The 21289-nt window shown below is 59.5% G+C and carries 23 protein-coding genes and 1 pseudogene; 13 read left to right on the forward strand and 11 right to left on the reverse strand.

Features of this window, described 5'->3' with window-relative positions; genetic code table 11:
* Positions 1–80: 80 nt before the first annotated feature.
* A complete protein-coding gene (locus HP062_RS29780; protein WP_010461337.1) occupies positions 81–524 on the reverse strand; it encodes a PilZ domain-containing protein in 444 nt (147 codons plus the stop codon).
* Here HP062_RS29780 and HP062_RS29785 point away from each other — a divergent pair.
* The 5 genes and pseudogenes from HP062_RS29785 to cysB all read left to right on the forward strand — a co-directional run bounded on the left by HP062_RS29785 (position 523) and on the right by cysB (position 4481).
* Positions 523–909, forward strand: coding sequence for a co-chaperone YbbN (locus HP062_RS29785; protein WP_102594030.1), 387 nt, complete (start codon positions 523–525; stop codon positions 907–909). The two genes, HP062_RS29780 and HP062_RS29785, sit on opposite strands and share 2 nt — an antisense overlap.
* Positions 906–1862 (forward strand): putative 2-dehydropantoate 2-reductase, encoded by a 957-nt coding sequence (locus tag HP062_RS29790; protein ID WP_042932241.1) that lies wholly within the window; start codon positions 906–908, stop codon positions 1860–1862. The genes HP062_RS29785 and HP062_RS29790 overlap by 4 nt, the downstream gene beginning before the upstream one ends.
* Before the next feature lie 25 nt (positions 1863–1887).
* Positions 1888–2793 carry a 5'-nucleotidase gene (locus HP062_RS29795; RefSeq protein ID WP_010461331.1) on the forward strand — a complete coding sequence of 302 codons (906 nt, stop codon included), beginning with the start codon at positions 1888–1890 and terminating at the stop codon, positions 2791–2793.
* Positions 2794–2888: 95 nt separating this feature from the next.
* Positions 2889–3391: pseudogene (locus tag HP062_RS29800) on the forward strand (universal stress protein).
* Between the two features lie 115 nt (positions 3392–3506).
* Complete coding sequence (gene cysB / locus HP062_RS29805) at positions 3507–4481, forward strand: HTH-type transcriptional regulator CysB (protein ID WP_010461327.1); 975 nt, start codon at positions 3507–3509, stop codon at positions 4479–4481.
* 6 nt (positions 4482–4487) lie between these two features.
* Here the strand turns inward: cysB and HP062_RS29810 are convergent, their stop codons facing one another.
* Both HP062_RS29810 and HP062_RS29815 read right to left on the reverse strand, forming a co-directional pair.
* A complete protein-coding gene (locus HP062_RS29810; RefSeq protein WP_172792451.1) occupies positions 4488–4970 on the reverse strand; it encodes a GreA/GreB family elongation factor in 483 nt (160 codons plus the stop codon).
* 2 nt (positions 4971–4972) lie between these two features.
* Positions 4973–5383, reverse strand: a complete 411-nt coding sequence (locus tag HP062_RS29815; RefSeq protein WP_010461324.1) for a hypothetical protein — start codon at positions 5381–5383, stop codon at positions 4973–4975.
* 124 nt (positions 5384–5507) lie between these two features.
* Here HP062_RS29815 and earP point away from each other — a divergent pair, with 124 nt between their 5' ends.
* Positions 5508–6665, forward strand: coding sequence for an elongation factor P maturation arginine rhamnosyltransferase EarP (earP, locus tag HP062_RS29820; RefSeq protein ID WP_372242738.1), 1158 nt, complete (start codon positions 5508–5510; stop codon positions 6663–6665).
* A 48-nt stretch (positions 6666–6713) separates the two neighbouring features.
* Positions 6714–7283: an elongation factor P gene (locus HP062_RS29825; protein WP_007943632.1), complete on the forward strand. Its 570-nt coding sequence runs from the start codon at positions 6714–6716 to the stop codon at positions 7281–7283.
* Between the two features lie 174 nt (positions 7284–7457).
* Here HP062_RS29825 and HP062_RS29830 read toward each other — a convergent pair whose 3' ends face one another.
* From HP062_RS29830 to HP062_RS29845, 4 genes are all read right to left on the reverse strand, one after another.
* A complete protein-coding gene (locus HP062_RS29830; protein ID WP_077747918.1) occupies positions 7458–8471 on the reverse strand; it encodes an alpha/beta hydrolase in 1014 nt (337 codons plus the stop codon).
* Positions 8472–8504: 33 nt separating this feature from the next.
* Positions 8505–8924: an organic hydroperoxide resistance protein gene (locus tag HP062_RS29835; protein WP_010461312.1), complete on the reverse strand. Its 420-nt coding sequence runs from the start codon at positions 8922–8924 to the stop codon at positions 8505–8507.
* A gap of 346 nt (positions 8925–9270) precedes the next feature.
* Positions 9271–9732, reverse strand: coding sequence for a MarR family winged helix-turn-helix transcriptional regulator (locus HP062_RS29840; RefSeq protein ID WP_042932887.1), 462 nt, complete (start codon positions 9730–9732; stop codon positions 9271–9273).
* A 69-nt stretch (positions 9733–9801) separates the two neighbouring features.
* Positions 9802–10758 carry a LysR family transcriptional regulator gene (locus HP062_RS29845; protein WP_083374703.1) on the reverse strand — a complete coding sequence of 319 codons (957 nt, stop codon included), beginning with the start codon at positions 10756–10758 and terminating at the stop codon, positions 9802–9804.
* A gap of 124 nt (positions 10759–10882) precedes the next feature.
* Between HP062_RS29845 and HP062_RS29850 the strand changes: the two genes are divergently transcribed.
* Complete coding sequence (locus HP062_RS29850; RefSeq protein WP_172792628.1) at positions 10883–11617, forward strand: sulfite exporter TauE/SafE family protein; 735 nt, start codon at positions 10883–10885, stop codon at positions 11615–11617.
* Here the strand turns inward: HP062_RS29850 and HP062_RS29855 are convergent.
* Positions 11607–12461, reverse strand: coding sequence for a LysR substrate-binding domain-containing protein (locus HP062_RS29855; protein ID WP_010461304.1), 855 nt, complete (start codon positions 12459–12461; stop codon positions 11607–11609). The genes HP062_RS29850 and HP062_RS29855 overlap by 11 nt on opposite strands.
* A gap of 96 nt (positions 12462–12557) precedes the next feature.
* On the opposite strand from HP062_RS29855, the gene HP062_RS29860 reads away from it, so the two are divergent.
* Entirely contained in the window at positions 12558–12773 is a 216-nt protein-coding gene (locus HP062_RS29860; RefSeq protein ID WP_010461302.1) for a DUF1127 domain-containing protein, read from the forward strand.
* Positions 12774–12837: 64 nt separating this feature from the next.
* Positions 12838–14067 carry a winged helix-turn-helix domain-containing protein gene (locus HP062_RS29865; RefSeq protein WP_172792452.1) on the forward strand — a complete coding sequence of 410 codons (1230 nt, stop codon included), beginning with the start codon at positions 12838–12840 and terminating at the stop codon, positions 14065–14067.
* 90 nt (positions 14068–14157) lie between these two features.
* On the opposite strand, the gene HP062_RS29870 is transcribed toward HP062_RS29865, so the two are convergent.
* Positions 14158–15504: a class II 3-deoxy-7-phosphoheptulonate synthase gene (locus tag HP062_RS29870; protein WP_010461297.1), complete on the reverse strand. Its 1347-nt coding sequence runs from the start codon at positions 15502–15504 to the stop codon at positions 14158–14160.
* Positions 15505–15653: 149 nt separating this feature from the next.
* Here HP062_RS29870 and HP062_RS29875 point away from each other — a divergent pair, with 149 nt between their 5' ends.
* A complete protein-coding gene (locus HP062_RS29875; protein ID WP_172792453.1) occupies positions 15654–16409 on the forward strand; it encodes a spermidine synthase in 756 nt (251 codons plus the stop codon).
* Positions 16410–16547: 138 nt separating this feature from the next.
* Here HP062_RS29875 and HP062_RS29880 read toward each other — a convergent pair whose 3' ends face one another.
* Positions 16548–17339: a crotonase/enoyl-CoA hydratase family protein gene (locus HP062_RS29880; RefSeq protein WP_172792454.1), complete on the reverse strand. Its 792-nt coding sequence runs from the start codon at positions 17337–17339 to the stop codon at positions 16548–16550.
* A gap of 434 nt (positions 17340–17773) precedes the next feature.
* Between HP062_RS29880 and HP062_RS29885 the strand changes: the two genes are divergently transcribed.
* Positions 17774–19447: a DEAD/DEAH box helicase gene (locus HP062_RS29885; RefSeq protein WP_008146183.1), complete on the forward strand. Its 1674-nt coding sequence runs from the start codon at positions 17774–17776 to the stop codon at positions 19445–19447.
* Between the two features lie 186 nt (positions 19448–19633).
* On the opposite strand, the gene HP062_RS29890 is transcribed toward HP062_RS29885, so the two are convergent.
* Positions 19634–20401: a class III extradiol ring-cleavage dioxygenase gene (locus HP062_RS29890; RefSeq protein ID WP_172792455.1), complete on the reverse strand. Its 768-nt coding sequence runs from the start codon at positions 20399–20401 to the stop codon at positions 19634–19636.
* 103 nt (positions 20402–20504) lie between these two features.
* Here HP062_RS29890 and HP062_RS29895 point away from each other — a divergent pair, with 103 nt between their 5' ends.
* Complete coding sequence (locus HP062_RS29895) at positions 20505–21161, forward strand: thiopurine S-methyltransferase (RefSeq protein WP_172792456.1); 657 nt, start codon at positions 20505–20507, stop codon at positions 21159–21161.
* The last annotated feature ends 128 nt before the right edge of the window (positions 21162–21289 follow it).

Genomic DNA, 21289 nt, shown 5'->3' on the forward strand with positions numbered 1-21289 from the left:
GAACCTTAGCGCGTTACGCGCCTGCTCGACAATGGGCAGACGCTGGTTTTAGGGGCATTCTCACTAATTGAGAGCGTTGCCTAACCCAGCGCAGGCTGTGCAAATGCCTTGCGAACCGTGTCGTGAGAGAACTCGTCGGCATGCTGCTGGACCCAGTCGAGGGCCAGGGCCTGAATATCCTGCAGGTCATCGTGTGCGTCACGCAGGCGGCAATAACGTTCGATCTGGCAAACCTGCTCGCCCATTCGCGCACTGAACAGCATCTGTTCGTCGACGAAGGCAATGCCCACCAGGTAACCGCGTTTGCGTCGCAGGCACCAGGCCACATAACCCAGATAGCGCAAATCGGGATTCAACGTTGGCATGCGCACTTCCAGCGCCGTACCGTGGCGCCAGGCGCGGTGGTAATTGCAAGCCATGCCGCCGAGGCTGATAGTGTGCAGCCGTTGCCGCGAAATGCACTCATGCTTGAGCAACGTTAACTCGACGGGCACATCGTCAGGGTGAGGTAAAAAACGTCCCATGAACACAAACTCCCTGTGTCGGCCATTTGACATTGTTCCCCCCAGTATAGTGGTCGAATTGCAACTGACTGATTTCGACGCCGACCAGCGGCTGCTGGCGATGAGCGGTGTGTCGCTGGTGATTTTCACCAGTGTCGGCTGCGCCAGTTGCCGTTTTGCCCGCGAGCAATTGCCAGGACTCGATCTGGCGATCGACCGGCTGTGCTGGATCGATGCCGGAGACAATGGCGGGCTGGTCGAGCGTTATCAGGTTTTTCATTTGCCGGCGCTGTTTGTAGTGCGCGACGGCGAGTTTTTCGGGGCAGTACAGTCGCGCCTGACCAGCACCGGGCTCAATGAAGCCGTGCGCCAGGCGCTCAGTCGACATGCAGAGGAGTTGCCATGATGGGGGCAGTTGCCAAACCGACAATCGGTATTATCGGAACCGGCGCGATCGGCGGGTTCTACGGGGTGATGCTGGCGCGTGCCGGGTTCGATGTGCACTTCTTGTTGCGCAGTGAGTTTGCAGCGGTCGCCGAACGCGGGCTGCACGTTGACAGTGCGGTGCATGGCGCATTGACGCTGAACCCGGTCCAGGCCTATTCCTCTGCTGAGGACATGCCCGCTTGTGACTGGTTGCTGGTCGGCGCAAAAACCACCAGCAACGCGGACCTCGCGCCCGCCATCATCCAGGCCGCCGCGCCGAATGCCAACGTCCTGCTGTTGCAAAATGGCCTGGACGTCGAAGACAGCTTGCGTGAGTTACTTCCCGATTCCCTGCACCTGCTCGGCGGGCTGTGTTTTATCTGCGTCCATCGCGAAGGGCCTGGCGTCGTAACCCATCAAGCGCTCGGCGCGGTGAACGTCGGCTACCACAGCGGTCCCGCAGCCGATGAGCAGGCGCGAATGACGATTGTCGAGGAGGGCGCCGGACTGTTCCGCGCGGCCGGCATCGACTCTCAGGCCATGCCGAATCTGCACCAGGCACGCTGGCAAAAGCTGGTCTGGAATATCCCTTACAACGGCCTGTCGGTTCTGCTTGGGGCCAGCACCACGCCGTTGATGGCCGATGTCGACAGCCGGGAACTGATCCAGGCGCTGATGGCCGAAGTGGTTCAGGGGGCAATCGCTTGCGGTCACGACATACCGGCCGGGTATGCCGAGCATTTGTTCAAGGTGACCGAGAAAATGCCCGACTATTGGCCAAGCATGTACCACGATTTTCTGCACAAACGACCGCTGGAACTGCAGGCAATTTACGCGCGACCTCTGGCGGCGGCCAAGGCGGCGGGTTGCGAATTGCCGCGAATCGAGGCCTTGTATCGCGGCTTGAGTTTTATCGATCGACGCAACACGTAAGTCGATCAACCTGAGGGGGAAGGGCATGGCAAAGACTATCGACGACAAACTGGTGCTGGCGATCTCGTCGCGAGCGCTATTCGACCTGGACGAAAGCCACAAGGTTTATGAGTCGAGCGGCGTCGAAGCCTACCGGCAATATCAGATCGAGCACGAAGACGAAATCCTCGCGCCCGGGGATGCGTTTCCGTTGGTGGAGAAACTGCTCAATCTGAACGCCAGCCTCGGTCGGGCCCGGGTCGAGGTGATCCTGGTATCGCGCAACAGCGCCGACACCGGCCTGCGCGTATTCAACTCGATTAATCATTATGGCCTGGCGATTTCCCGCGCGGCGTTCGTTGGCGGACGCAGTCCTTATCCGTACCTCAAGGCCTTTGGCTGCGACCTGTTTCTCTCCACCCACGCCGAAGACGTGCGCAGCGCGCTGGATGCCGGATTCGCTGCAGCAACCATTCTGTCGGGCGGTGCCAGCCGTGCAGCCAGCGATGAGTTGCGCATCGCCTTCGACGGTGATGCCGTGCTGTTTTCCGACGAGTCCGAGCGGATCTATCAGTCTGGCGGCCTGGAAGCGTTCCAGGCCAGCGAACGCGAATCGGCCCGCGAGCCTTTGCGCGGAGGTCCGTTCAAAGGCTTCCTCGCCGCCCTCAATCTGTTGCAACGCGAGTTTCCCGATGACGCCTGTCCGATCCGCACCGCCCTGGTGACGGCGCGGTCGGCGCCAGCCCATGAGCGGGTGATTCGTACCTTGCGCGAGTGGGACATTCGTCTGGACGAGTCGCTGTTTCTTGGTGGGCTGACCAAGTCGGCGTTTCTCGAAGCGTTCGCCGCCGATGTGTTTTTCGACGACCAGGCCGGCCATTGTGAACTGGCCCGCGAAGTGGTCGCCACCGGCCATGTGCCCCACGGCATCAGCAACGAGCAAAAAGTTTAAGCCCTCCGTTCAACATGTTACGCCGCACGTCGCACTCGCCAAGGCACTGCTAAGCTGAATCAAATCTCCGCCATGTTGGCACGCGAGGAGGTCATATGATTCATTCGATGCTGTATGCCACGGACCTCGGGCTGTACGCACCGTTGGTGATGCAGCATGCCTTGGCGCTGGCGCGGACATTCAATGCTGATTTGTATGTGGTGCACGCCGTTGAACCCATGGGTTTGTTTGCCGAATCGGTGCTGCAGAGTTACCTCGATGAGCAGGCCTTGAACGAGTTTCACAGTCAGGGCTTGAATACGGTGATCGCCAATATCGAGCAGCGGGTGCTCGACAGCTTTCGAGAGGAGTTGGGGATGAAGGGGAGCAGGATCTGGAGCGGATCAAAGCGGTGCGGGTGCTGCAGGGTGACCCGTCACAGGTGATTCTCGACCAGGCGCAGAAACTCTCCGTGGATTTGTTGATCGTAGGTAGTCATAGCCATGGTGCAGGTGCGGAAACACCCCTGGGCCGAACCGCTGCGCGGGTGTTGCAACTGTCTCGGGTGCCGGTTTACCTGGTGCCGCTGGTTGAACGTCGCCGCCAAGGGGATCGCTAGAACAACAGATAGTGGCAATTTGACAAAAAAGTTCTAGATTTATTCTTCGAACCATTAATATAGTTATATATCGTCGCTGATGCCCGTGGCGTCTACCTTGCTTTGAGGGATTCATATGAAGCTTCAACAACTGCGCTACATCTGGGAAGTGGCGCACCACGACCTCAACGTTTCCGCTACGGCCCAAAGCCTTTACACCTCGCAACCGGGCATCAGCAAGCAGATCCGTCTGCTGGAAGACGAACTGGGCGTCGAGGTTTTTGCCCGCAGCGGCAAGCACCTGACCCGCGTCACCCCAGCCGGCGAGCGCATCATCACCACCGCCGGCGAGATCCTGCGCAAGGTTGAAAGCATCAAGCAGATCGCCCAGGAATTCTCCAACGAGAAGAAAGGCACCCTGTCGATCGCCACTACGCACACTCAGGCACGTTATGCCTTGCCGCCGGTGATCAGCAATTTCATCAAGCAGTACCCGGACGTTGCCCTGCACATGCACCAGGGTTCGCCGATGCAAATCGCTGAAATGGCCGCTGACGGCACCGTGGATTTCGCCATTGCCACCGAAGCCCTGGAGCTGTTCGGCGACCTGGTGATGATGCCGTGCTACCGCTGGAACCGCTGCGTGGTCGTGCCTCAGGGCCACCCGCTGACCAAGGTGTCCAAGCTGACTCTCGAAGCCTTGGCCGAATACCCGATCGTGACTTACGTGTTCGGTTTTACCGGCCGTTCGAAACTCGATGAAGCCTTCAGCCATCGCGGACTGACGCCGAAAGTGGTGTTCACCGCGGCCGACGCCGACGTGATCAAGACTTATGTTCGTCTGGGCCTGGGCGTGGGCATCGTGGCAAAAATGGCAGTCGATGCCAAACTCGACAGCGATCTGGTCATGCTCGATGCCAGCGACCTGTTCGAATCCAGCATCACTAAAATCGGTTTCCGCCGTGGCACCTTCCTGCGTGGTTTCATGTGCGACTTCATCGAGAAGTTCGCGCCGCACCTGACCCGCGAAGTCATGGCCAAGGCCATTCAGTGCCACAACAAGCAGGAGTTGGAAGAGCTGTTCGACGGCGTCGAACTGCCGGTCCACTGATCCCTTTTAAATCACCTCGGTAACAGCAAACTGTTGCCGAGCGCCCGCCACCAGAATCTCTACCTCGTCCCCTTCGAACTTGCCCAGCAGGCTTTTACCCAGCGGTGAGCGAGGGGTGATGACGGTGATCATCTGTCCGACCATATCGACCTTCAGACCCGCCGCGTCAGGCGCCAGAAACAGCCACTGCTCACGACCCTTTTCGTCTTCCAGGCCGAGCAGGGCGCCCACTTCGATCCCGCGTTGTGGGTCATACGGGCGCAAGGTCAGGTTTTGGCAAAGCACGAGTGACTGCCTGATTTCTTCGACACGCCTGGCTTGTCCGGCCGCCAGATAAGACGCTTCCAACCCCAACGTGTCGTACTTGTTTTCAGCGATGTTTTCTTCGTGGGTCGCGGTTTCGTAAGCGGTTTGCGCGGCACGTTCGGCGATGTCGAGATCAATCCGCAGCTTGCCGAGAATCAGTTGGTGGACGGTTTGCTTATTCATGATCAGTCGCAGAATTGCAGGACATTGGCGCGGCTTTTTTCGCTCGGCGCGGTCTGGTCCTGTTGCAGCCAGAACTGGCATTTCGGATTGGACAGGTTGCGACCGCTGCTGCGGGCCTGATCCATGCGTTGCTGCTGCTCGTTCTTGCGCAGGTTCTCTTCGTACTGTTCGAACAGCGGGCTTTGCGCCGGGATGTCCGGCACCGGCTGCACTACCACTGGCGGCTTGGCCAGTTGCTCTACAGCGGCTGCGACCGGCGCGAGTTGCTCGCTGAACAGCAGGCGCGAGGCGAGCCAGCAGGTCAGCGCGATTGCGAGGAATCCAAGCCACAGGCCGAGGGCAATGCTGCCGGTCAATTGCAGTGCATTGAGCTGAATCGGCAACGGGCGGCGCGGGGCGGGACGGTAGGGCATGGCTGCCTCCTGGCGGGTGGTCGCGGGCGAATGGCGATTGTCGCACGAAGATTAATCGCCGTCGGCTCTTCTGCGTGAGGTAATTTATGCGGACAATCGGCGCCTTTGCCAACGGGAGCCTGGAATGCCTGAAATGCCTCAAGTGAAAAACCGCTGGCGCTGGGATATTTTTTGCACCGTGGTCGACAACTTTGGCGACATCGGCGTGACCTGGCGCCTGGCCCGACAGTTGGTGGCCGAGCATGCCGTGGCGGTGCGGTTGTGGGTCGATGACCTGCGGGCCTTTGAACGTATCTGTCCTGAAATCGACATCAGCGCCACGCAGCAATGGCAGCAGGGTGTGGAGGTGCATCAGTGGCCCACCGAACGGCAACCCGCTGAAGCCGCTGACGTGGTGATCGCCGCGTTCGCCTGCCAGTTGCCGGGCCCTTACATGGACGCCATGGCTTCGCGGGAAAAGCCGCCGCTGTGGATGAACCTCGACTACCTGAGCGCCGAAGACTGGGTGATCGGTTGTCACGGTTTGCCGTCGGTGAAGTACAAGAATGTGCAGAAGTACTTCTTCTTTCCGGGGTTTCAGAAAGGCACGGGCGGGTTGCTGCGTGAAAGCGGATTGCTTGAACGTCGCAGGCAGTTTCAGCAAGACCCCGAGGCGCAGCGAGCATTCCTGCAAGGCCTTGGGATTGATCGCGCGCCCAATGCCCAACTGATCTCGCTATTTGCCTACGAAAATAGCGGCTTGGCCAGTTGGCTGGACGTGATGGCCGTCGATTCGACACCCACGCATCTGTTGGTGCCCGAAGGCCGGATTCTCGGGGATGTCGAACGTTGGCTGGGCGTCGACGGATTGGCTGCCGGTGCGCTGCATGTGCGAGATCAATTGACCGTACAAATCCTGCCGTTCGTCCGACAGGATCAATACGATCACGTGCTTTGGTGTTGCGATTTCAACGCCGTGCGCGGTGAAGATTCCTTTGTCCGCGCACAATGGGCAGGGCGGCCGCTGCTCTGGCACATCTATCAGCAGGACGAAGACATCCACCTGGACAAGCTCGACGCCTTCCTGACGCTGTACACGAAAGGCCTGTCCGAGCCTGCCGGCGAGGCGATCAGCGGTCTTTGGCGTGCGTGGAATGCGGGTCATGATATGTCCGACCACTGGCTTGCGACCCGTAAACACTGGCCCGAGCTGCAAAAACACGCCGAGACGTGGTGTCTGGAACAGGCCTTGCAGGCCGATCTTGCCGCGGCGCTGGTACAGTTTTATGTAAATTGGATATGATACGCGGCCTAGATTTTTGTAAATCCCATCCAAATTCGGATATTCGCAATGAAAACTGGTAAAGAACTGAAACCCGGTACCGTGATCCGTCTCGAAAACGATCCTTGGCTGGTTCAGAAAGCTGAATTCACCAAATCCGGTCGTAACAGCGCGATCATGAAGACCAAGCTGAAAAACCTGCTGACCGGTTACAAGACCGAGATCGTTTACAGCGCTGACGACAAACTGGACGACGTAATCCTCGACCGCAAAGAAGCGACCCTGTCCTTCATCAGCGGCGACACCTACACGTTCATGGACACCACTGACTACACCATGTACGAGCTGAACGCTGAAGACATCGAAGCCGTTCTGCCTTTCGTTGAAGAAGGCATGACCGATGTTTGCGAAGCGATCTTCTTCGAAGAGCGTCTGGTTTCCGTAGAACTGCCGACCACTATCGTGCGTCAGGTTGACTACACCGAAGGTTCTGCTCGCGGTGACACTTCCGGCAAGGTAATGAAGCCTGCCAAGCTGAAGAACGGTACCGAGCTGTCGGTTGCTGACTTCATCGAAATCGGCGACATGATCGAGATCGATACCCGCGAAGGCGGTTCCTACAAAGGCCGTGCTAAATAAGCACAGCTTCAGGAATGAAAAAGCCCGACCATTGAGTCGGGCTTTTTTGTGCCTGTCTGAAACACCCGCCCCTGTAGGCGCGAGGCTTGCCCGCGAAGGCGTCGTGTCATTCACCATCGATGTCGACTGACACGACGCCTTCGCGGGCAAGCCTCGCTCCTACAGGGGGCGGTGTTATTTCAGGTGTTGCTTGAGTTCTTCGGACGCTTGCAGCATCGCCGAACGTACCGCCGGCACCTGGCTCACTACGTTAAGCAAGCCGTAGTCGTGAATCATCCCGTTGTAACGAACCGATGTGACCGGCACACCCGCCTCGTCGAGTTTGCGGGCATAGGCTTCACCTTCATCGCGCAACACGTCGGCACCGGCTGTCTGCACCAGCGCAGGCGGTAAGCCCTTCAGTTGCGCGGTGGTGGCCCGCAGCGGCGAGGCGTAGATCTCGTTACGTTGTTTGGCGTCGGTGGTGTAGTTGTCCCAGAACCACTTCATCATGTTTTTGGTGAGGAAGTGACCCTCGGCAAACTGGTTGTAGGACGCGGTTTCGAAGCTGGCATCGGTCACCGGCCACAGCAGCACCTGGAACTTGATCGCCGGCGTGCCCTTGTCTTTGGCCATCAGTGCAACCACGGCTGCCATGTTGCCACCGACGCTGTTGCCGGCCACGGCCAGGCGTTTGCCGTCGACGTTGATCTCTTTACCGTGCTCGGCCACCCATTTGGTCGCGGCGTAAGCCTGGTTGATCGCCACCGGATAGTGCGCTTCCGGGGAAGGGGTGTAATTGACGAACACCGCTGCTGCACCCGACCCCGTCACCAGGTCGCGAACTAGACGTTCGTGGGTCGGGAAATCTCCCAGCACCCATCCGCCGCCGTGGAAGAACATGAACACTGGCAGCTCGCCCTTGACACCGGCCGGCCGGACGATGGTCAGGCTGAGCGGTTGGCCGTCGACCTGGATGGTCTTCTCGCTGACATCGGCTTTTGGCAGCGTCAGTTTCACCGAGGCTTGCGCACCCACCAGCACCGCACGGGCTTCTTTGGGGGTGAGTTGTTCCATCGGTTTGCCGGTGCCGGCATTCAGAACGTCGAGGAACGCCTGGGTGTTGTGTTCAACCCCATCACCTGCGAACGCGTTACTGATGGACATAGCGAGAAGGGTGCCGGTCAAGACTTTGCTGAAAGTGTTCATGTTCATTTCCTGTTCGGGCCTGGTAGTCGGCGGTTAGACGGTGACGTGCAGGCGCACATCGACGTTGCCACGGGTCGCGTTCGAGTACGGGCAGACTTGGTGAGCCGCCTCGACCAGGCTTTGCGCGTCGGCTTGTTCAAGACCTGGCAGGCTGATGTGCAGGTCGATGTCCAGGCCGAACCCACCAGGGATCTGGCCGATGCCGACATGGGCGGTGATCGACGCGTCGTTCGGGATGCTGCGTTTGGTCTGGCTGGCGACGAATTTCAGCGCGCCGATGAAGCAGGCGGAGTAGCCGGCGGCGAACAATTGCTCAGGGTTGGTCGCTGCGCCGCCGGCACCACCGAGTTCTTTCGGGGTGGCGAGTTTGACGTCGAGGATGTTGTCACTGGAAACCGCACGACCGTCACGGCCGCCAGTGGAGGTTGCGATTGCGGTGTAGAGAGTTTGCATGGTGTGAGCCTCGTTCAGATTTGATTTGTTTGCGCTAAATGTTTGCGCGCTAAGTAAGTGCGAGATGAATGTATCGCGCTAATAGTTAGCGCGCAATATAAATTTTTGAAAAAGTTTTGGTTTGGAGGAGTGCGCGGGTTGGAGGTGTTGAGTTAGAGCGGTCGCGGCAGGATTTTTTAGCGGAAGATTTTTTCGAAGGAGGCAACCCGATCAACTGGAACACCACAAAACAAATGTGGGAGTGAGCCTGCTCGCGATGACGGAGTGTCAGTCAGTATCAATGCTCAATGACACACTGCAATCGCGAGCAGGCTCGCTCCCACAGGGATTTGGGGGGGTTGAGGGATTAAAGGCTGTCTTGCAGATTGCTACGCAGCTCTTGCAGCTCCGCTTGCAGTTTTTGCAATCTCTCAAGCGTCATTCCGCTTGCACCGAGGATGCACTGGGGAATGCTGCGTGCCTTGTCGCGCAACGCACGGCCCTGTTCGGTCAGCTCGACGATCACCACCCGTTCATCCTCTCGGCTGCGGGTGCGACTGAGCAATCCTTCGACCTCCAGGCGTTTGAGCAAGGGGGTCAGTGAGCCGGGGTCTGTCAGCAGTCGCGTGCTGATTTCGCCTACGGTCAGCCCGTCCCGCTCCCACAACACCATCATCGCCAGATACTGCGGATAGGTCAGCCCCAGCGCTTGCAACAGCGGCTTGTAGACCTTGGTCATCAGCAGCGAGGTGGAATGCAGGGCGAAACAAGCCTGATTATCCAGCAGCAGCGGGTCGCAGTTATCCGGGGTGGTGCGTTCGGTGGTCATTTCAAAGCCTTGATCAGTGATCGTCATGAATCTAGCGGGCGAATCTTTAATGCACCAGACAATTCTAGACTAATGCCGGTCCAGGGTGTTTTGCAGTGCCAGGTCCCACGGCGGAATCGGGCTGAAGCGGGTTTTCAGATACTCCAGCAATAAGCGGCTTCGGGAGTTGGGTTGTTGCTCAAGACGTAATGCATAGATGCCGGTGGTCTCCGGTGGAGGCAAGCCGTTTTCACAAAACAGCGGCAGCAACTCGCCACGCAAAAGGTACTCGCTGGCCAGCCAGGTCGGCAAATGCGCGATGCCCAGCCCCGCCAACGCCCCACAGACCAGTGCTTCGGCATTGTTGGCACTCATGCGGATGCGCGCCGGGCGATGCAGGTGCAGGTGCCCGTCGCGCTCAAAGCGCCAGGCAAAGGGTGGGGCCAGGCCGTCCCAGTCAAGGCCGTCATGTTCGATCAACTGCGCCGGTTCGGTCGGGACGCCGCGGCGTTTCAGGTATTGCGGGCTGGCACAGGCAATGCGCACCATACTTGCCAGCGGCGTGGCCACCAGACGGGTGTCGGCCATTTGACCTGCGCGCAGCACCAGATCCACCTTCCCCAGGTTCAGCCCCTGCATGTCGACAAAACTGTCGATCAAATGCAATTGCACGTCGAGGCCCGGATAGAGCATCAGGAAGTCGGCAATCACCGGCGCCAAGTGCCGTCGGCCGAACGCCGCTGGCGCATCGATGCGGATCAAGCCCTCCGGTGCACTGCTCAGGGATACGGCTTCGGCGCGGGCCAGGCGCAGTTCCGCCACAATCCGTCGCGCCCGTTCGGCGAACGCCAGGCCAGCAGGAGTAGCACGCACCGCGTGGGTGCTGCGAATGAACAACTGGCTGCCGACTGCGTTTTCCAGGCTGTCGATACGTCGCGCCACCGCCGAAGGCGTCAGCGGATGTCGCCGGGAGGCCGCGGAAAAGCTCCCGGTTTCCAGCACATCAAGGAACAGGCCGAGTTGATCGGTCAATTGATTCGGGTTCATGGTGTATCAGCGCTTGTGCGAAGTTGGCACAGCCATTGTGCGTTGCTGTGCGTTTCCCCGCCAGCGCCGACTGCGTAGGATGAATGGCCTGATAAAAGGAAAATCGCCTGTGATTGAGTTTGTGATGTATCTGGTCTTCGGCGCCGCCATGGGAACTCTCGGTGGGCTATTCGGCATTGGCGGTGGTTTGATCGCGATTCCGCTACTAGGCGTGCTGTTCGGTCTCGATCAGCAAATTGCCCAGGGCACGGCGTTGGTCATGGTGGTGCCCAACGTGATGCTGGCGTTGTGGCGCTATCACCAGCGCAACCGCATCGAAATGCGCCATGCACTGCCATTGGCCGCAATGGGCTTTTGCTTCGCCTGGATCGGGTCGATCTGGGCGGTAGGCATTGACGCGCAAACCATGCGCGTGGGGTTTGTTGCGTTTCTGATTGCCCTGTCGACCTACAACCTGGTGCGCATGTTCACCGCCAACGCACCGGCCTCTGCACAAATGCGTTATTCCTGGCCATGGTTGGGCGTACTGGGCGCGGCATCCGGCACCATGGGCGGGTTGTTCGGGGTTGGCGGTGCGGTGGTGGCGACGCCGGTGCTGACCAGCCTGTTCGGCACCTCTCAGGTGGTGGCCCAAGGCTTGTCGCTGGCCCTGGCTCTGCCCAGCACCGGCGTCACACTGGTGACTTACGCCGTGCATCACCAAGTGGACTGGATGATCGGGTTGCCGTTGGCTGTCGGCGGGTTGATGAGCATCAGCTGGGGCGTGAAGATCGCCCACGCCATGCCGGAGCGGCTATTGCGCGGGTTGTTCTGCGGTTTCCTGGTGCTGTGCGCGGTGATGCTCGCGTTTAAAGTTTGAAGCCTTCGACGATGTGCTCGGCCAGGCACTCGGTGATCGGGGACGGGTTGTGCAGATTGCGCACCAGCATGATGCAGGCTTCCGGCAACAGCGGCAGGTCTTCGGCTTCCCCCAGGATGCGCATGTCCGGCGTGATCAGGCTTTCCAGTTGCGCAGTTACCGCGAGGCCCGCACTGACCACAGCCATTAACGCCGACAGGCTCGAACTGTTGTAGGCGATGCGGTAATCGCGCCCCATGGCGTCCAGCGCATTACACGCCCACAGCCTGCAGAAACAATCACTGTTGAACATCGCCAGGGGCAATGGCGTCTGCTCGTGGGCGTTGAAGCATTGTGCTTCGGCCCAGACGAAACGCTCCTTGCGCAGCAACTGGCCGATTTCAGTACCGGGCTCGCGGGTGACGATGGACAAGTCCAGGTCCTGGCGTTGCAACAGTTGTTTGGTTGATTCGCAGTGAACCTCGATCTGGATCAACGGGTAAAACTTGGCGAAACGCGACAGGATCCCCGGCAGGAAACGCATGACGTAATCGTCGGGCGTGCCGATGCGCACGGTGCCGACCATGTGCGGCTCGCGCAGGGTGTTGAAAACTTCGCTGTGGAGTTTGAGGATGCGCCGCGCGTAACCCAGCAATACCTGGCCCTCGGCGGTCAACTTGACCTGGCGTCCATCACGTTCGAACAGCTGGCGCTGCAACACGTCTTCTTCCAGACGCTTCATCTGCATGCTCACCGCTGACTGCGTGCGGTTGACCATTTCTCCGGCACGGGTAAAACCACCCTGGTCGGCAATGGCGACAAAGGTGCGTAGCACGTCAGTATCGATACTTGGGTACGCCGACATCCATCAATCTCCGAGATGGTTACCATCAGAAACATTCGTTGGATTGATCTTAGCGCTGAGGCGAGACTTGAGCCATCCCTAAAGGAGGGCAACAAGATGAAAGGTCATAACGAGCATGTAACGGAAGAAAAATTCTCAATCCACGCGGTATCCGATCTGCTGCACAAGTTTAGTCGCTGGTACGAACTTCACCGTGAACGTGAGCTGCTGGCAAGTTTGAGCGACGAAGCACTGAAGGACATTGGCGTGAGTCGTGCCGATGTCGAACATGAATCGGTCAGGCCGTTCTGGGATGATCCGATGCATAAATGATGAGGCCATCGCTACACAAACCCCTCTCTGGTGAGGTAGGTTGCGAGCAGACACGGAGGTATTCATGCCCGCAACGCTGTCCTTTTCCAACAAACAGGCTCGACGTCTGGCGCTGGCCGCCCAAGGGTTCAACGGGCGGCAACCGCCAGCGGCGATCAAACCGGTTCAGCTCAACCGGCTGATCGAACGGCTGGGCATTCTGCAGATCGATTCGGTCAATGCGTTGGTGCGTTCGCACTACCTTCCCTTGTTTTCCCGCCTCGGAAATTACTCCCCCGATTTGCTCGATCAGGCTGCCTGGAGTCAGGGCCGACGTCGCACGTTATTCGAGTATTGGGGCCATGAAGCTTCGTTGCTGCCTATGTCGATGTACCCCTTGATGCGCTGGCGCATGCAGCGTGCAATGCGTGGCGAAGACATCTACCAGCAACTGGCGCGTTTCGGTCGAGAGCAGCAGGACACGATTCGCCGAGTGCTGGCCTCGGTGCAGGCACTTGGCGCTCTGGGGGCTGGAAGTCTGTCGACCCGTCAGGAACGGGCCGGGCCATGGTGGGACTGGAGCGCAGAAAAACATGCGCTGGAATGGCTGTTCGCCGCTGGTGAAGTCACGGTCGCCGGTCGCCGCGGATTCGAGCGGTTGTATGATTTGCCGGAGCGGGTGATTCCTTCAGCGGTTCTGCAACAGCCTTTGCTCCGTGAGGCCGAGGCCCAGCGCGGGCTGTTGCTGCATGCGGCGACGGCATTAGGTGTCGGCACGGAAAAGGACCTGCGCGATTATTTTCGCCTGAATCCGGCAGACAGCCGGCCGCGTCTGGCTGAACTGACAGAGGCGGGTGAATTACTGGCCTGCGAGGTTCAAGGCTGGCGTCAACCGGCCTACTGCTTGCCCGAGCCGAAAGTGCCGCGCAAGGTCGAGTCCAGTGCCTTGTTATCACCTTTTGACTCGTTGATCTGGGAGCGCAGCCGCACCGAGCGGTTGTTCGATTTCCGTTATCGACTGGAGATTTACACGCCCCAGGACAAACGGGTCTACGGCTATTACGTACTGCCGTTTTTACACAATGAACGGATTGCCGCGCGGGTTGATCTGCGTGCCGAACGAGCGTTGGGCCGGCTGGCGGTGCATGCCGTGCATGAAGAGGAGCCAGGGCTGGACGAGGTGGGGATGCTGGCGTTGGCGGGCAATCTGCGGCAAATGGCGGATTGGCTGGGGCTTGAGCAGGTTCAGCTCAATTGCCCGCGGGCGAGTGGCGCACGCTTGCGGGTGGCGTTGGCACAGATTCAGGGTGGCTGAGCGGGCGCCTTCGCGGGCAAGCCTCGCTCCTACTGATTCAACGCAATCCTGTAGGCGCGAGGCCGTTGCCCGCGAATGGCGCGACGCGATTCAGCGCCGAACTTGCTTCAGCGTCTCGGCAATCAGGAACGCCAATTCCAGCGACTGATCGGCATTCATCCGCGGATCGCAATGGGTGTGGTAACGGTCCGACAACCCGTCTTCAGTGATTGGCCGGGCACCACCAATGCACTCGGTCACGTTCTGCCCGGTCATCTCGATGTGGATACCGCCGGCGTAACTGCCTTCCGCTTCGTGAACCTGGAAGAACTGCTTCACCTCACCGAGGATCTGCGCAAAGTCGCGGGTCTTGTAACCGCTGCTGGCCTTGATGGTGTTGCCGTGCATCGGGTCCGAGCTCCAGAGCACCTGCTTGCCTTCACGCTGCACCGCGCGGATCAACGCCGGCAAGTGATCGCCAACCTTGTTCGCGCCCATGCGTGCGATCAAATTCAAGCGGCCTGGGTCGTTGTCCGGGTTCAGCACGTCGATCAGGCGAATCAGGTCTTCGGGGTTCATGCTCGGGCCAACCTTTACCCCGATCGGATTATTCACGCCACGCAGGAATTCGACGTGGGCGCCGTCGAGCTGACGGGTGCGGTCACCGATCCACAGCATGTGCGCTGAGCAATCGTAGTAATCGTTGGTCAGGCTGTCGCGGCGCACGAAGGCTTCTTCGTAATTCAGCAGCAGCGCTTCGTGGGCCGTGAAGAAACTGGTTTCGCGCAGTTGTGGCGAACTGTCCATGCCGCAAGCGCGCATGAAGGCCAGGGTTTCATCGATGCGATCGGCCAAGTGGCTGTATTTTTCAGCCAGCGCCGAGTTGGCGATGAAGTCCAAGTTCCATTTGTGCACCTGATGCAGGTCGGCAAAACCGCCTTGGGCGAAAGCGCGCAGCAGGTTCAGGGTTGCGGTGGACTGGTGGTAGGACTGGAGCAAGCGCTCCGGGTCCGGCACGCGGCTTTTTTCATCGAAACCGATGCCGTTGACGATGTCGCCACGGTAGGCGGGGAGGGTTACACCGTCGATGGTTTCATCGTTGGCCGAGCGAGGCTTGGCGAACTGGCCGGCCATGCGCCCGACCTTGACCACCGGGCAACCCGCGGCGAAGGTCATGACAATCGCCATCTGCAGCAGGACTTTAAAGGTGTCGCGAATTTTTGCGGCCGAGAACTCGGCGAAGCTTTCGGCGCAGTCGCCCCCTTGCAACAGAAACGCGCGGCCCTGGGTGACTTCAGCGAACTGACGGCGCAACTCCCGGGCTTCACCGGCAAACACCAGCGGCGGGTAGCTGGCCAGGGTCTGCTCGACTTGACGCAAATGCGCGGCGTCGGGGTAAAGGGGTTGTTGCTGGATCGGCAGGGCACGCCAGCTGTCAGGGCTCCAGGGTTGGCTCATCACGGTCTCGGTTGTTTTACGCTCGGACGTTCATGTTATCAGCAAATTAGTGCGTGACCTGTTCCGGTTGCTTCGCGGACAATCGCGCCTTTGCCGCTTCATGTTGCGGATTATCGCGTTGCCGGGCCAGGCGACGATCAGGAGACGAAATGACTGAGGAGCGCGTCGAGCATTTGCTCGCCGAGGTACAGGATGAGTTCGGCGTGATTCGCGTGCTGGAGGTGGCCGATTACCGATTTCTCGAGTTCGGTGATGCCATCGAGCAGAGCTGCGTGTTCACGGCTGACCCGAGCTGGCTCGAGTACGATTACACCCGGGCGATGCTGATTGGCGCGCTGTGCCACGAACAGCCGGAAAGCGCGCTGTTTCTTGGTCTCGGCGCCGGCACGCTGACCCAGGCGTGCCTCAAGTTTCTGCCCCTTGAAGATGTCGAAGCCATCGAGTTGCGCCCCGACGTACCGCGTCTGGCCATCGAATACCTGGGGCTCGATGATGATCCGCGTTTGTACATCCGCGTCGGCGATGCGCTGGAGTTGCTCGATACCGCTGAACCGGCGGACTTGATCTTCGTCGACCTTTATACCGATGTCGGTCCCGGTGTCGGGCATCTGGCCTGGAGCTTCCTGGAAAACTGTCAGAAACGCTTGAATTCGGGCGGCTGGCTGGTGATCAATCAATGGGCCACCGACGACGGCAAACCCTTGGGTGCTGCATTGTTGCGCGGGCTCTATCACCGGCATTACTGGGAGCTGCCGGTGAAGGAGGGCAACGTGATTCTGATCGTGCCTTCGGAGCTGGATCAGGAACTGGACATGAATGGACTGCTTGCCCGGGCCGAAGGGTTGGCGCCGCGGTTGGGGTATTCGTTGCAGTCGTTGATCAAGGCGATTCGCCCGGCGACTTGATGCAATGAGGCCTTGTGGCGAGGGAGCTTGCTCCCGCTTGAGTGCGCAGCACTCACAAGATTTGCATTGATTGCGAAGATTTTGGGGCCGCTTCGCAGCCCAGCGGGAGCAAGCTCCCTCGCCACAAAAGCAAATCTGTCAGCAGCCCTTGAAGACCCCCGGCCGCTTTTCGATCATCGACCGCACACCTTCCCGGGCATCCTCACTCGCCAGCAACTTCTTCACCAACGGCGGCAATGCCTGCGCCGCCGCAGTTTCCCCTTCGTATCGCGCCTGCCGGGCAGACATCAACGTCGCCTGAACCCCCAACGGCGCCTGCCGGGCGATCCGCTCAGCCAATTCAACGGCCCGTGGCAGCAGATCTTCGCTGGCCATGACTTCCTGCACCAACCCCAGGTGCAACGCTTCATGCGCATCAAATTCATCGCCAGTCAGCAGCCAGCGCATGGCATTGCCCCAGCCGGCGACTTGATGCAGGCGCAACGTGGCACCGCCGAAGGGGAAGATCCCGCGCTGCACTTCCTTCTGCGCAAATCGGGTGTTGCTGGCGCAGAGGTTGATGTCGGCGGCCAGCATCAGCTCGATGCCAATGGTCAGGCAGTAGCCTTGCGCGGCGACAATCACCGGTTTGCTCACCCGGGGCCCGGCAAACACGCCCCACGGATCGCAACCGCCGGGCGGTGCCTGCCAGCCTTCGGCCAGGGCCGCACTGGCATTGATCAGGTCGAGCCCGGCGGTGAAGTGCTCGCCATGAGCGAACACCACCGCCACCCGCGCTTCACTGTCGGCCTCGAACTCGCCGTAAGCCAGGCTCAGTGCGTTGAGCAGATCGAGGTCGAAGGCATTGCGCTTGGCCACCCGATCCAGGCCGATCATCAGGACATGGCCGTGTTTTTCACGGGTGACACGACTGGCGTCGGGCTGATTCATGGAGTATTTCCTCGGGCGGGAAGGGTGTGCCAGGCCGCAGGTCAAAACCGCTGGTCTGCGTCACAAGGATGAACCGTTTTAGCGCCATCGCCAGCAGGGCCGGGCCTTTGAAAAATAGACCGTTGCACGATTATCTGCAAAGCGTGTGACATAACGGTGTATACGTCAGTTTTCCGACAAATAATGCTCCCTTTTTGGGCGATTTCCGGTATAGTGCGCGCCGGCCTTTAACCGGGCCGCGTTTAGGTAGCGCAATTTCCCGAAGTCAGCTTCGGCTGCACGTCCGCACAGCGGACTCTCCCTTGACGAATCTTTTTCATTCATTCGTTTTCGCAAATCCCCGCCGACAAAGCAGCCAGGGCGACTCTTGAGTCTTACACGGCATGCGCAGCTTTGGAGCATGGGTCTTTGCGGATGCACTTAGAGGCAGACCCATGACCCAGGAAACCGGCGGCTTCGCCGCTTTTAATCTTAATCCGAACATTCTTGCAGCCGTCATCGCGACTGGCTACGAAGAGCCTTCGGCTATTCAGCAGCAATCGATCCCGATCATCATGGCCGGTCACGACATGATTGGTCAGGCGCAAACCGGTACGGGTAAAACCGCCGCGTTCGCCCTGCCGATCCTGCACCGCATCGATCCTGCTAAGCGCGAGCCGCAAGCCCTGATCCTGGCGCCAACCCGTGAGTTGGCGCTGCAAGTAGCAACCGCTTTCGAAACCTACGCCAAGCAAATGCCGGGCGTTACCGTTGTGGCCGTTTACGGCGGCGCCCCGATGGGCCCACAACTGAAAGCAATCCGTAATGGCGCACAGATCGTTGTCGCCACGCCGGGCCGTCTGTGCGACCACCTGCGTCGTGACGAAAAAGTCCTGTCGACCGTGAACCACCTGGTTCTGGACGAAGCGGACGAAATGCTCAAACTGGGTTTCATGGACGACCTCGAAGTTATCTTCAAGGCTCTGCCGCCAACCCGTCAGACCGTGTTGTTCTCGGCCACCCTGCCGCAGTCGATCCGTGCCATTGCCGAACGCCATCTGCGCGATCCGCAACACGTGAAGATCCAGACCAAGACTCAGACCGTTACCGCGATCGAACAGGCTCACCTGTTGGTTCACGCTGACCAGAAGACCTCGGCTGTATTGAGCCTGCTGGAAGTGGAAGACTTCGACGCCCTGATCATGTTCGTGCGCACCAAGCAAGCGACCCTGGACCTGGCCAGTGCCCTGGAAGCCAAAGGCTACAAAGCCGCTGCGCTGAACGGTGACATTGCTCAGAACCAACGTGAGCGCGTGATCGAATCCCTCAAGGATGGCCGTCTGGACATCGTTGTGGCGACCGACGTTGCTGCTCGTGGCCTGGACGTTCCGCGCATCACTCACGTTTTCAACGTTGACATGCCGTACGATCCAGAGTCCTACGTTCACCGTATCGGCCGTACTGGCCGTGCCGGTCGCGAAGGTCGTGCACTGTTGCTGGTGACTCCGCGTGAGCGCCGCATGCTGCAAGTGATCGAGCGTGTAACCGGTCAGAAAGTTGCCGAAGTCCGCCTGCCGGATGCTCAGGCCGTTCTCGATGCCCGCATCAAGAAACTGACCAACAGCCTGTCGCCACTGGTAGCTGATGCTGAATCGACCCACGGTGATCTGCTGGATCGCCTGACTGCCGACATCGGTTGCACCCCGCGTGCACTGGCCGCTGCTCTGCTGCGCAAGGCAACCAACGCTCAGGCGCTGACCCTGGCCGCGATCGAGAAAGAGCGTCCACTGGTGCCGAACAACGCACCGCGTGGCGATCGTCCAGAGCGCACCGGTGATCGTCCGGACCGTGGTGATCGTGAGCGTCGTGCTCCGGTTCCATTGGCCGAAGGTCGTGCTCGTTGCCGTACCGCGCTGGGTGCGCGCGATGGCATCGCTGCCAAGAACCTGCTGGGCGCTATCCTCAACGAGGGTGGCCTGGCTCGCGAAGCAATCGGTCGCATCCAGGTGCGTGACAGCTTCAGCCTCGTCGAGCTGCCGGAAGATGGTCTGGAGCGTCTGCTGACCAAGCTGAAGGACACACGCGTTGCCGGTAAGCAGTTGAAGCTGCGTCGCTATCGCGAAGATTGATCCGCTCTCGGGCTGATTGATCGAACATAAAAAATCCCCGACTGGTTCGGGGATTTTTTTTGGCCTGCTGTTTGTGCCTGGACTGGGCATCGAGTTGCCCCAATCGCGAGCAGGTTCGCTCCCACATTGGATTGTGAGCCCCTGTAGGAGCGAGCCGGCTCGCGAAGGGGAGCCTCGGTCTACCTGTCAGTCAAAACGGTAGATGTCCATCCCCAGCGCACCCATGGTGAACCCTTGATGGGCAACGCTGAACTCACCCCCAGCCCCGCGAGCAAAGTACAACGGCAGCAAATGCTCATCGCTGGGATGATTGCGCACTGCGTTTGGCGCCTGCTGACGATAATCGTGCAGTGCGGCTTCATCGTTGGCGGCGAGTGTTTCAATCATCCAGTCACGGAACGTCCGGGCCCACGGTTCGACACTTTCCGGGCCGGCGTGCCAGTCCAGTTCACGCAGGTTATGGGTGATGCTGCCGGAGCCGATCAACAACACGCCGTGTTCGCGCAGGCTGGCCAACGCATGGCCGACCCGGGTTTGCAGGGCAGGGCCGCCACGGGTGGGCAGCGAGACTTGCACCACCGGGATGTCGGCCTGCGGATACATCAACGACAAAGGCACCCAGACGCCGTGGTCGAAGGGGCGTTTGGTATCGATCCGTGCCGGCAGGTTGTCGGCCTGCAGTAACTCGACCACCTCGCCAGCCAGTTGAGGATTGCCGGGCGCCGGGTATTGCACTTCGAACAGTGCTTTCGGGAAGCCGCCGAAATCGTGCCAGGTTTCAGGCCGGGGATTGCCACTGACCAGCAAGTCGTTACTTTCCCAGTGTGCAGAGACGATCACGATGGCTTCCGGTTTCGGCATTTCGGCGGCCAGGCGAGCGAGGGCGGGCCCGCTGGCACCCGGTTCCAGTGCCAACATGGGCGAGCCATGGGATATGTACAGGCTGGGGAACATGAAAGAGCTCCTGAGGGGTAAGATGGCAGCATCTTCAGTCAGATCATTGATCTAAATCTAATATAAGTTTTAGGGCCTTTTGATCGAATTTTCGGGATTAATTATGCAGCCGGAGTTTTGGCACAAGCGGTGGACGTCGAATCAGATCGGCTTTCACCTGCCGGAAGTGAATCCATATCTGCAACGTTACTGGCCGCAGCTGGGCCTGGAGGAGGGCGCGCGCGTCCTGGTGCCGCTATGTGGAAAAAGCCTGGATCTGCTCTGGCTGGCGAAATGCGGTCACGAGGTGTTGGGCATCGAATTGTCGGAAAAGGCGGTGGAAGACTTCTTCCACGAGCATCAATTTGATCCGGACGTTAGCGACCAGGGGCCTTTCACGGTCTATCGGGCGGGTTCGATCGAGGTCTGGTGCGGCGACTTCTTCGCGTTGACGGCCGGCGATGTCGCCGATTGCAGCGCGCTGTACGACCGCGCGGCATTGATCGCGTTGCCGCCGCCGATGCGTGAGCAATACGCCGAGCATTTGAAGCGGATTCTGCCGAAGGATTCGCTCGGGCTTTTGATTACTCTGGATTACGACCAGGCACAGAAGGAAGGCCCACCGTTTGCCGTGCCCGATGACGAAGTGCAACGGTTGTTCGGGGCAACCTGGGAGCTGAAGATTCTGGAAGACCAGGACGTATTGGGCGAGAGCTGGAAGTTTATCGAAAGTGGCGTTACTCGGCTTGAAGAGCGGGTTTATCGGGTTTCCATCCGATAGATTTGTAGTGGCTTCACTGGACCATCGCGAGCTTGCTCGCGATGGGGCCCGAATGAACACCGCAAAAATCAGCAGACAAAAAAAGGCCCGCATTCACTGCGGGCCTTTTCTTTTAAGGCGTAGTGCGA

The sequence above is a fragment of the Pseudomonas sp. B14-6 genome, from assembly GCF_013260315.1.
Lineage (GTDB): Bacteria > Pseudomonadota > Gammaproteobacteria > Pseudomonadales > Pseudomonadaceae > Aquipseudomonas > Aquipseudomonas mandelii.

Bases quoted from the DNA above. Each gene is read 5' to 3' on its own strand.
- HP062_RS29785 (WP_102594030.1), top strand. From the start codon at position 523: ATGAACACAAACTCCCTGTGTCGGCCATTTGACATTGTTCCCCCCAGT.
- HP062_RS29780 (WP_010461337.1), bottom strand. From the start codon at position 524: ATGGGACGTTTTTTACCTCACCCTGACGATGTGCCCGTCGAGTTAACG.
- HP062_RS29790 (WP_042932241.1), top strand. From the start codon at position 906: ATGATGGGGGCAGTTGCCAAACCGACAATCGGTATTATCGGAACCGGC.
- HP062_RS29795 (WP_010461331.1), top strand. From the start codon at position 1,888: ATGGCAAAGACTATCGACGACAAACTGGTGCTGGCGATCTCGTCGCGA.
- cysB (WP_010461327.1), top strand. From the start codon at position 3,507: ATGAAGCTTCAACAACTGCGCTACATCTGGGAAGTGGCGCACCACGAC.
- HP062_RS29810 (WP_172792451.1), bottom strand. From the start codon at position 4,970: ATGAATAAGCAAACCGTCCACCAACTGATTCTCGGCAAGCTGCGGATT.
- HP062_RS29815 (WP_010461324.1), bottom strand. From the start codon at position 5,383: ATGCCCTACCGTCCCGCCCCGCGCCGCCCGTTGCCGATTCAGCTCAAT.
- earP (WP_372242738.1), top strand. From the start codon at position 5,508: ATGCCTGAAATGCCTCAAGTGAAAAACCGCTGGCGCTGGGATATTTTT.
- HP062_RS29825 (WP_007943632.1), top strand. From the start codon at position 6,714: ATGAAAACTGGTAAAGAACTGAAACCCGGTACCGTGATCCGTCTCGAA.
- HP062_RS29830 (WP_077747918.1), bottom strand. From the start codon at position 8,471: ATGAACACTTTCAGCAAAGTCTTGACCGGCACCCTTCTCGCTATGTCC.
- HP062_RS29835 (WP_010461312.1), bottom strand. From the start codon at position 8,924: ATGCAAACTCTCTACACCGCAATCGCAACCTCCACTGGCGGCCGTGAC.
- HP062_RS29840 (WP_042932887.1), bottom strand. From the start codon at position 9,732: ATGACCACCGAACGCACCACCCCGGATAACTGCGACCCGCTGCTGCTG.
- HP062_RS29845 (WP_083374703.1), bottom strand. From the start codon at position 10,758: ATGAACCCGAATCAATTGACCGATCAACTCGGCCTGTTCCTTGATGTG.
- HP062_RS29850 (WP_172792628.1), top strand. From the start codon at position 10,883: ATGTATCTGGTCTTCGGCGCCGCCATGGGAACTCTCGGTGGGCTATTC.
- HP062_RS29855 (WP_010461304.1), bottom strand. From the start codon at position 12,461: ATGTCGGCGTACCCAAGTATCGATACTGACGTGCTACGCACCTTTGTC.
- HP062_RS29860 (WP_010461302.1), top strand. From the start codon at position 12,558: ATGAAAGGTCATAACGAGCATGTAACGGAAGAAAAATTCTCAATCCAC.
- HP062_RS29865 (WP_172792452.1), top strand. From the start codon at position 12,838: ATGCCCGCAACGCTGTCCTTTTCCAACAAACAGGCTCGACGTCTGGCG.
- HP062_RS29870 (WP_010461297.1), bottom strand. From the start codon at position 15,504: ATGAGCCAACCCTGGAGCCCTGACAGCTGGCGTGCCCTGCCGATCCAG.
- HP062_RS29875 (WP_172792453.1), top strand. From the start codon at position 15,654: ATGACTGAGGAGCGCGTCGAGCATTTGCTCGCCGAGGTACAGGATGAG.
- HP062_RS29880 (WP_172792454.1), bottom strand. From the start codon at position 17,339: ATGAATCAGCCCGACGCCAGTCGTGTCACCCGTGAAAAACACGGCCAT.
- HP062_RS29885 (WP_008146183.1), top strand. From the start codon at position 17,774: ATGACCCAGGAAACCGGCGGCTTCGCCGCTTTTAATCTTAATCCGAAC.
- HP062_RS29890 (WP_172792455.1), bottom strand. From the start codon at position 20,401: ATGTTCCCCAGCCTGTACATATCCCATGGCTCGCCCATGTTGGCACTG.
- HP062_RS29895 (WP_172792456.1), top strand. From the start codon at position 20,505: ATGCAGCCGGAGTTTTGGCACAAGCGGTGGACGTCGAATCAGATCGGC.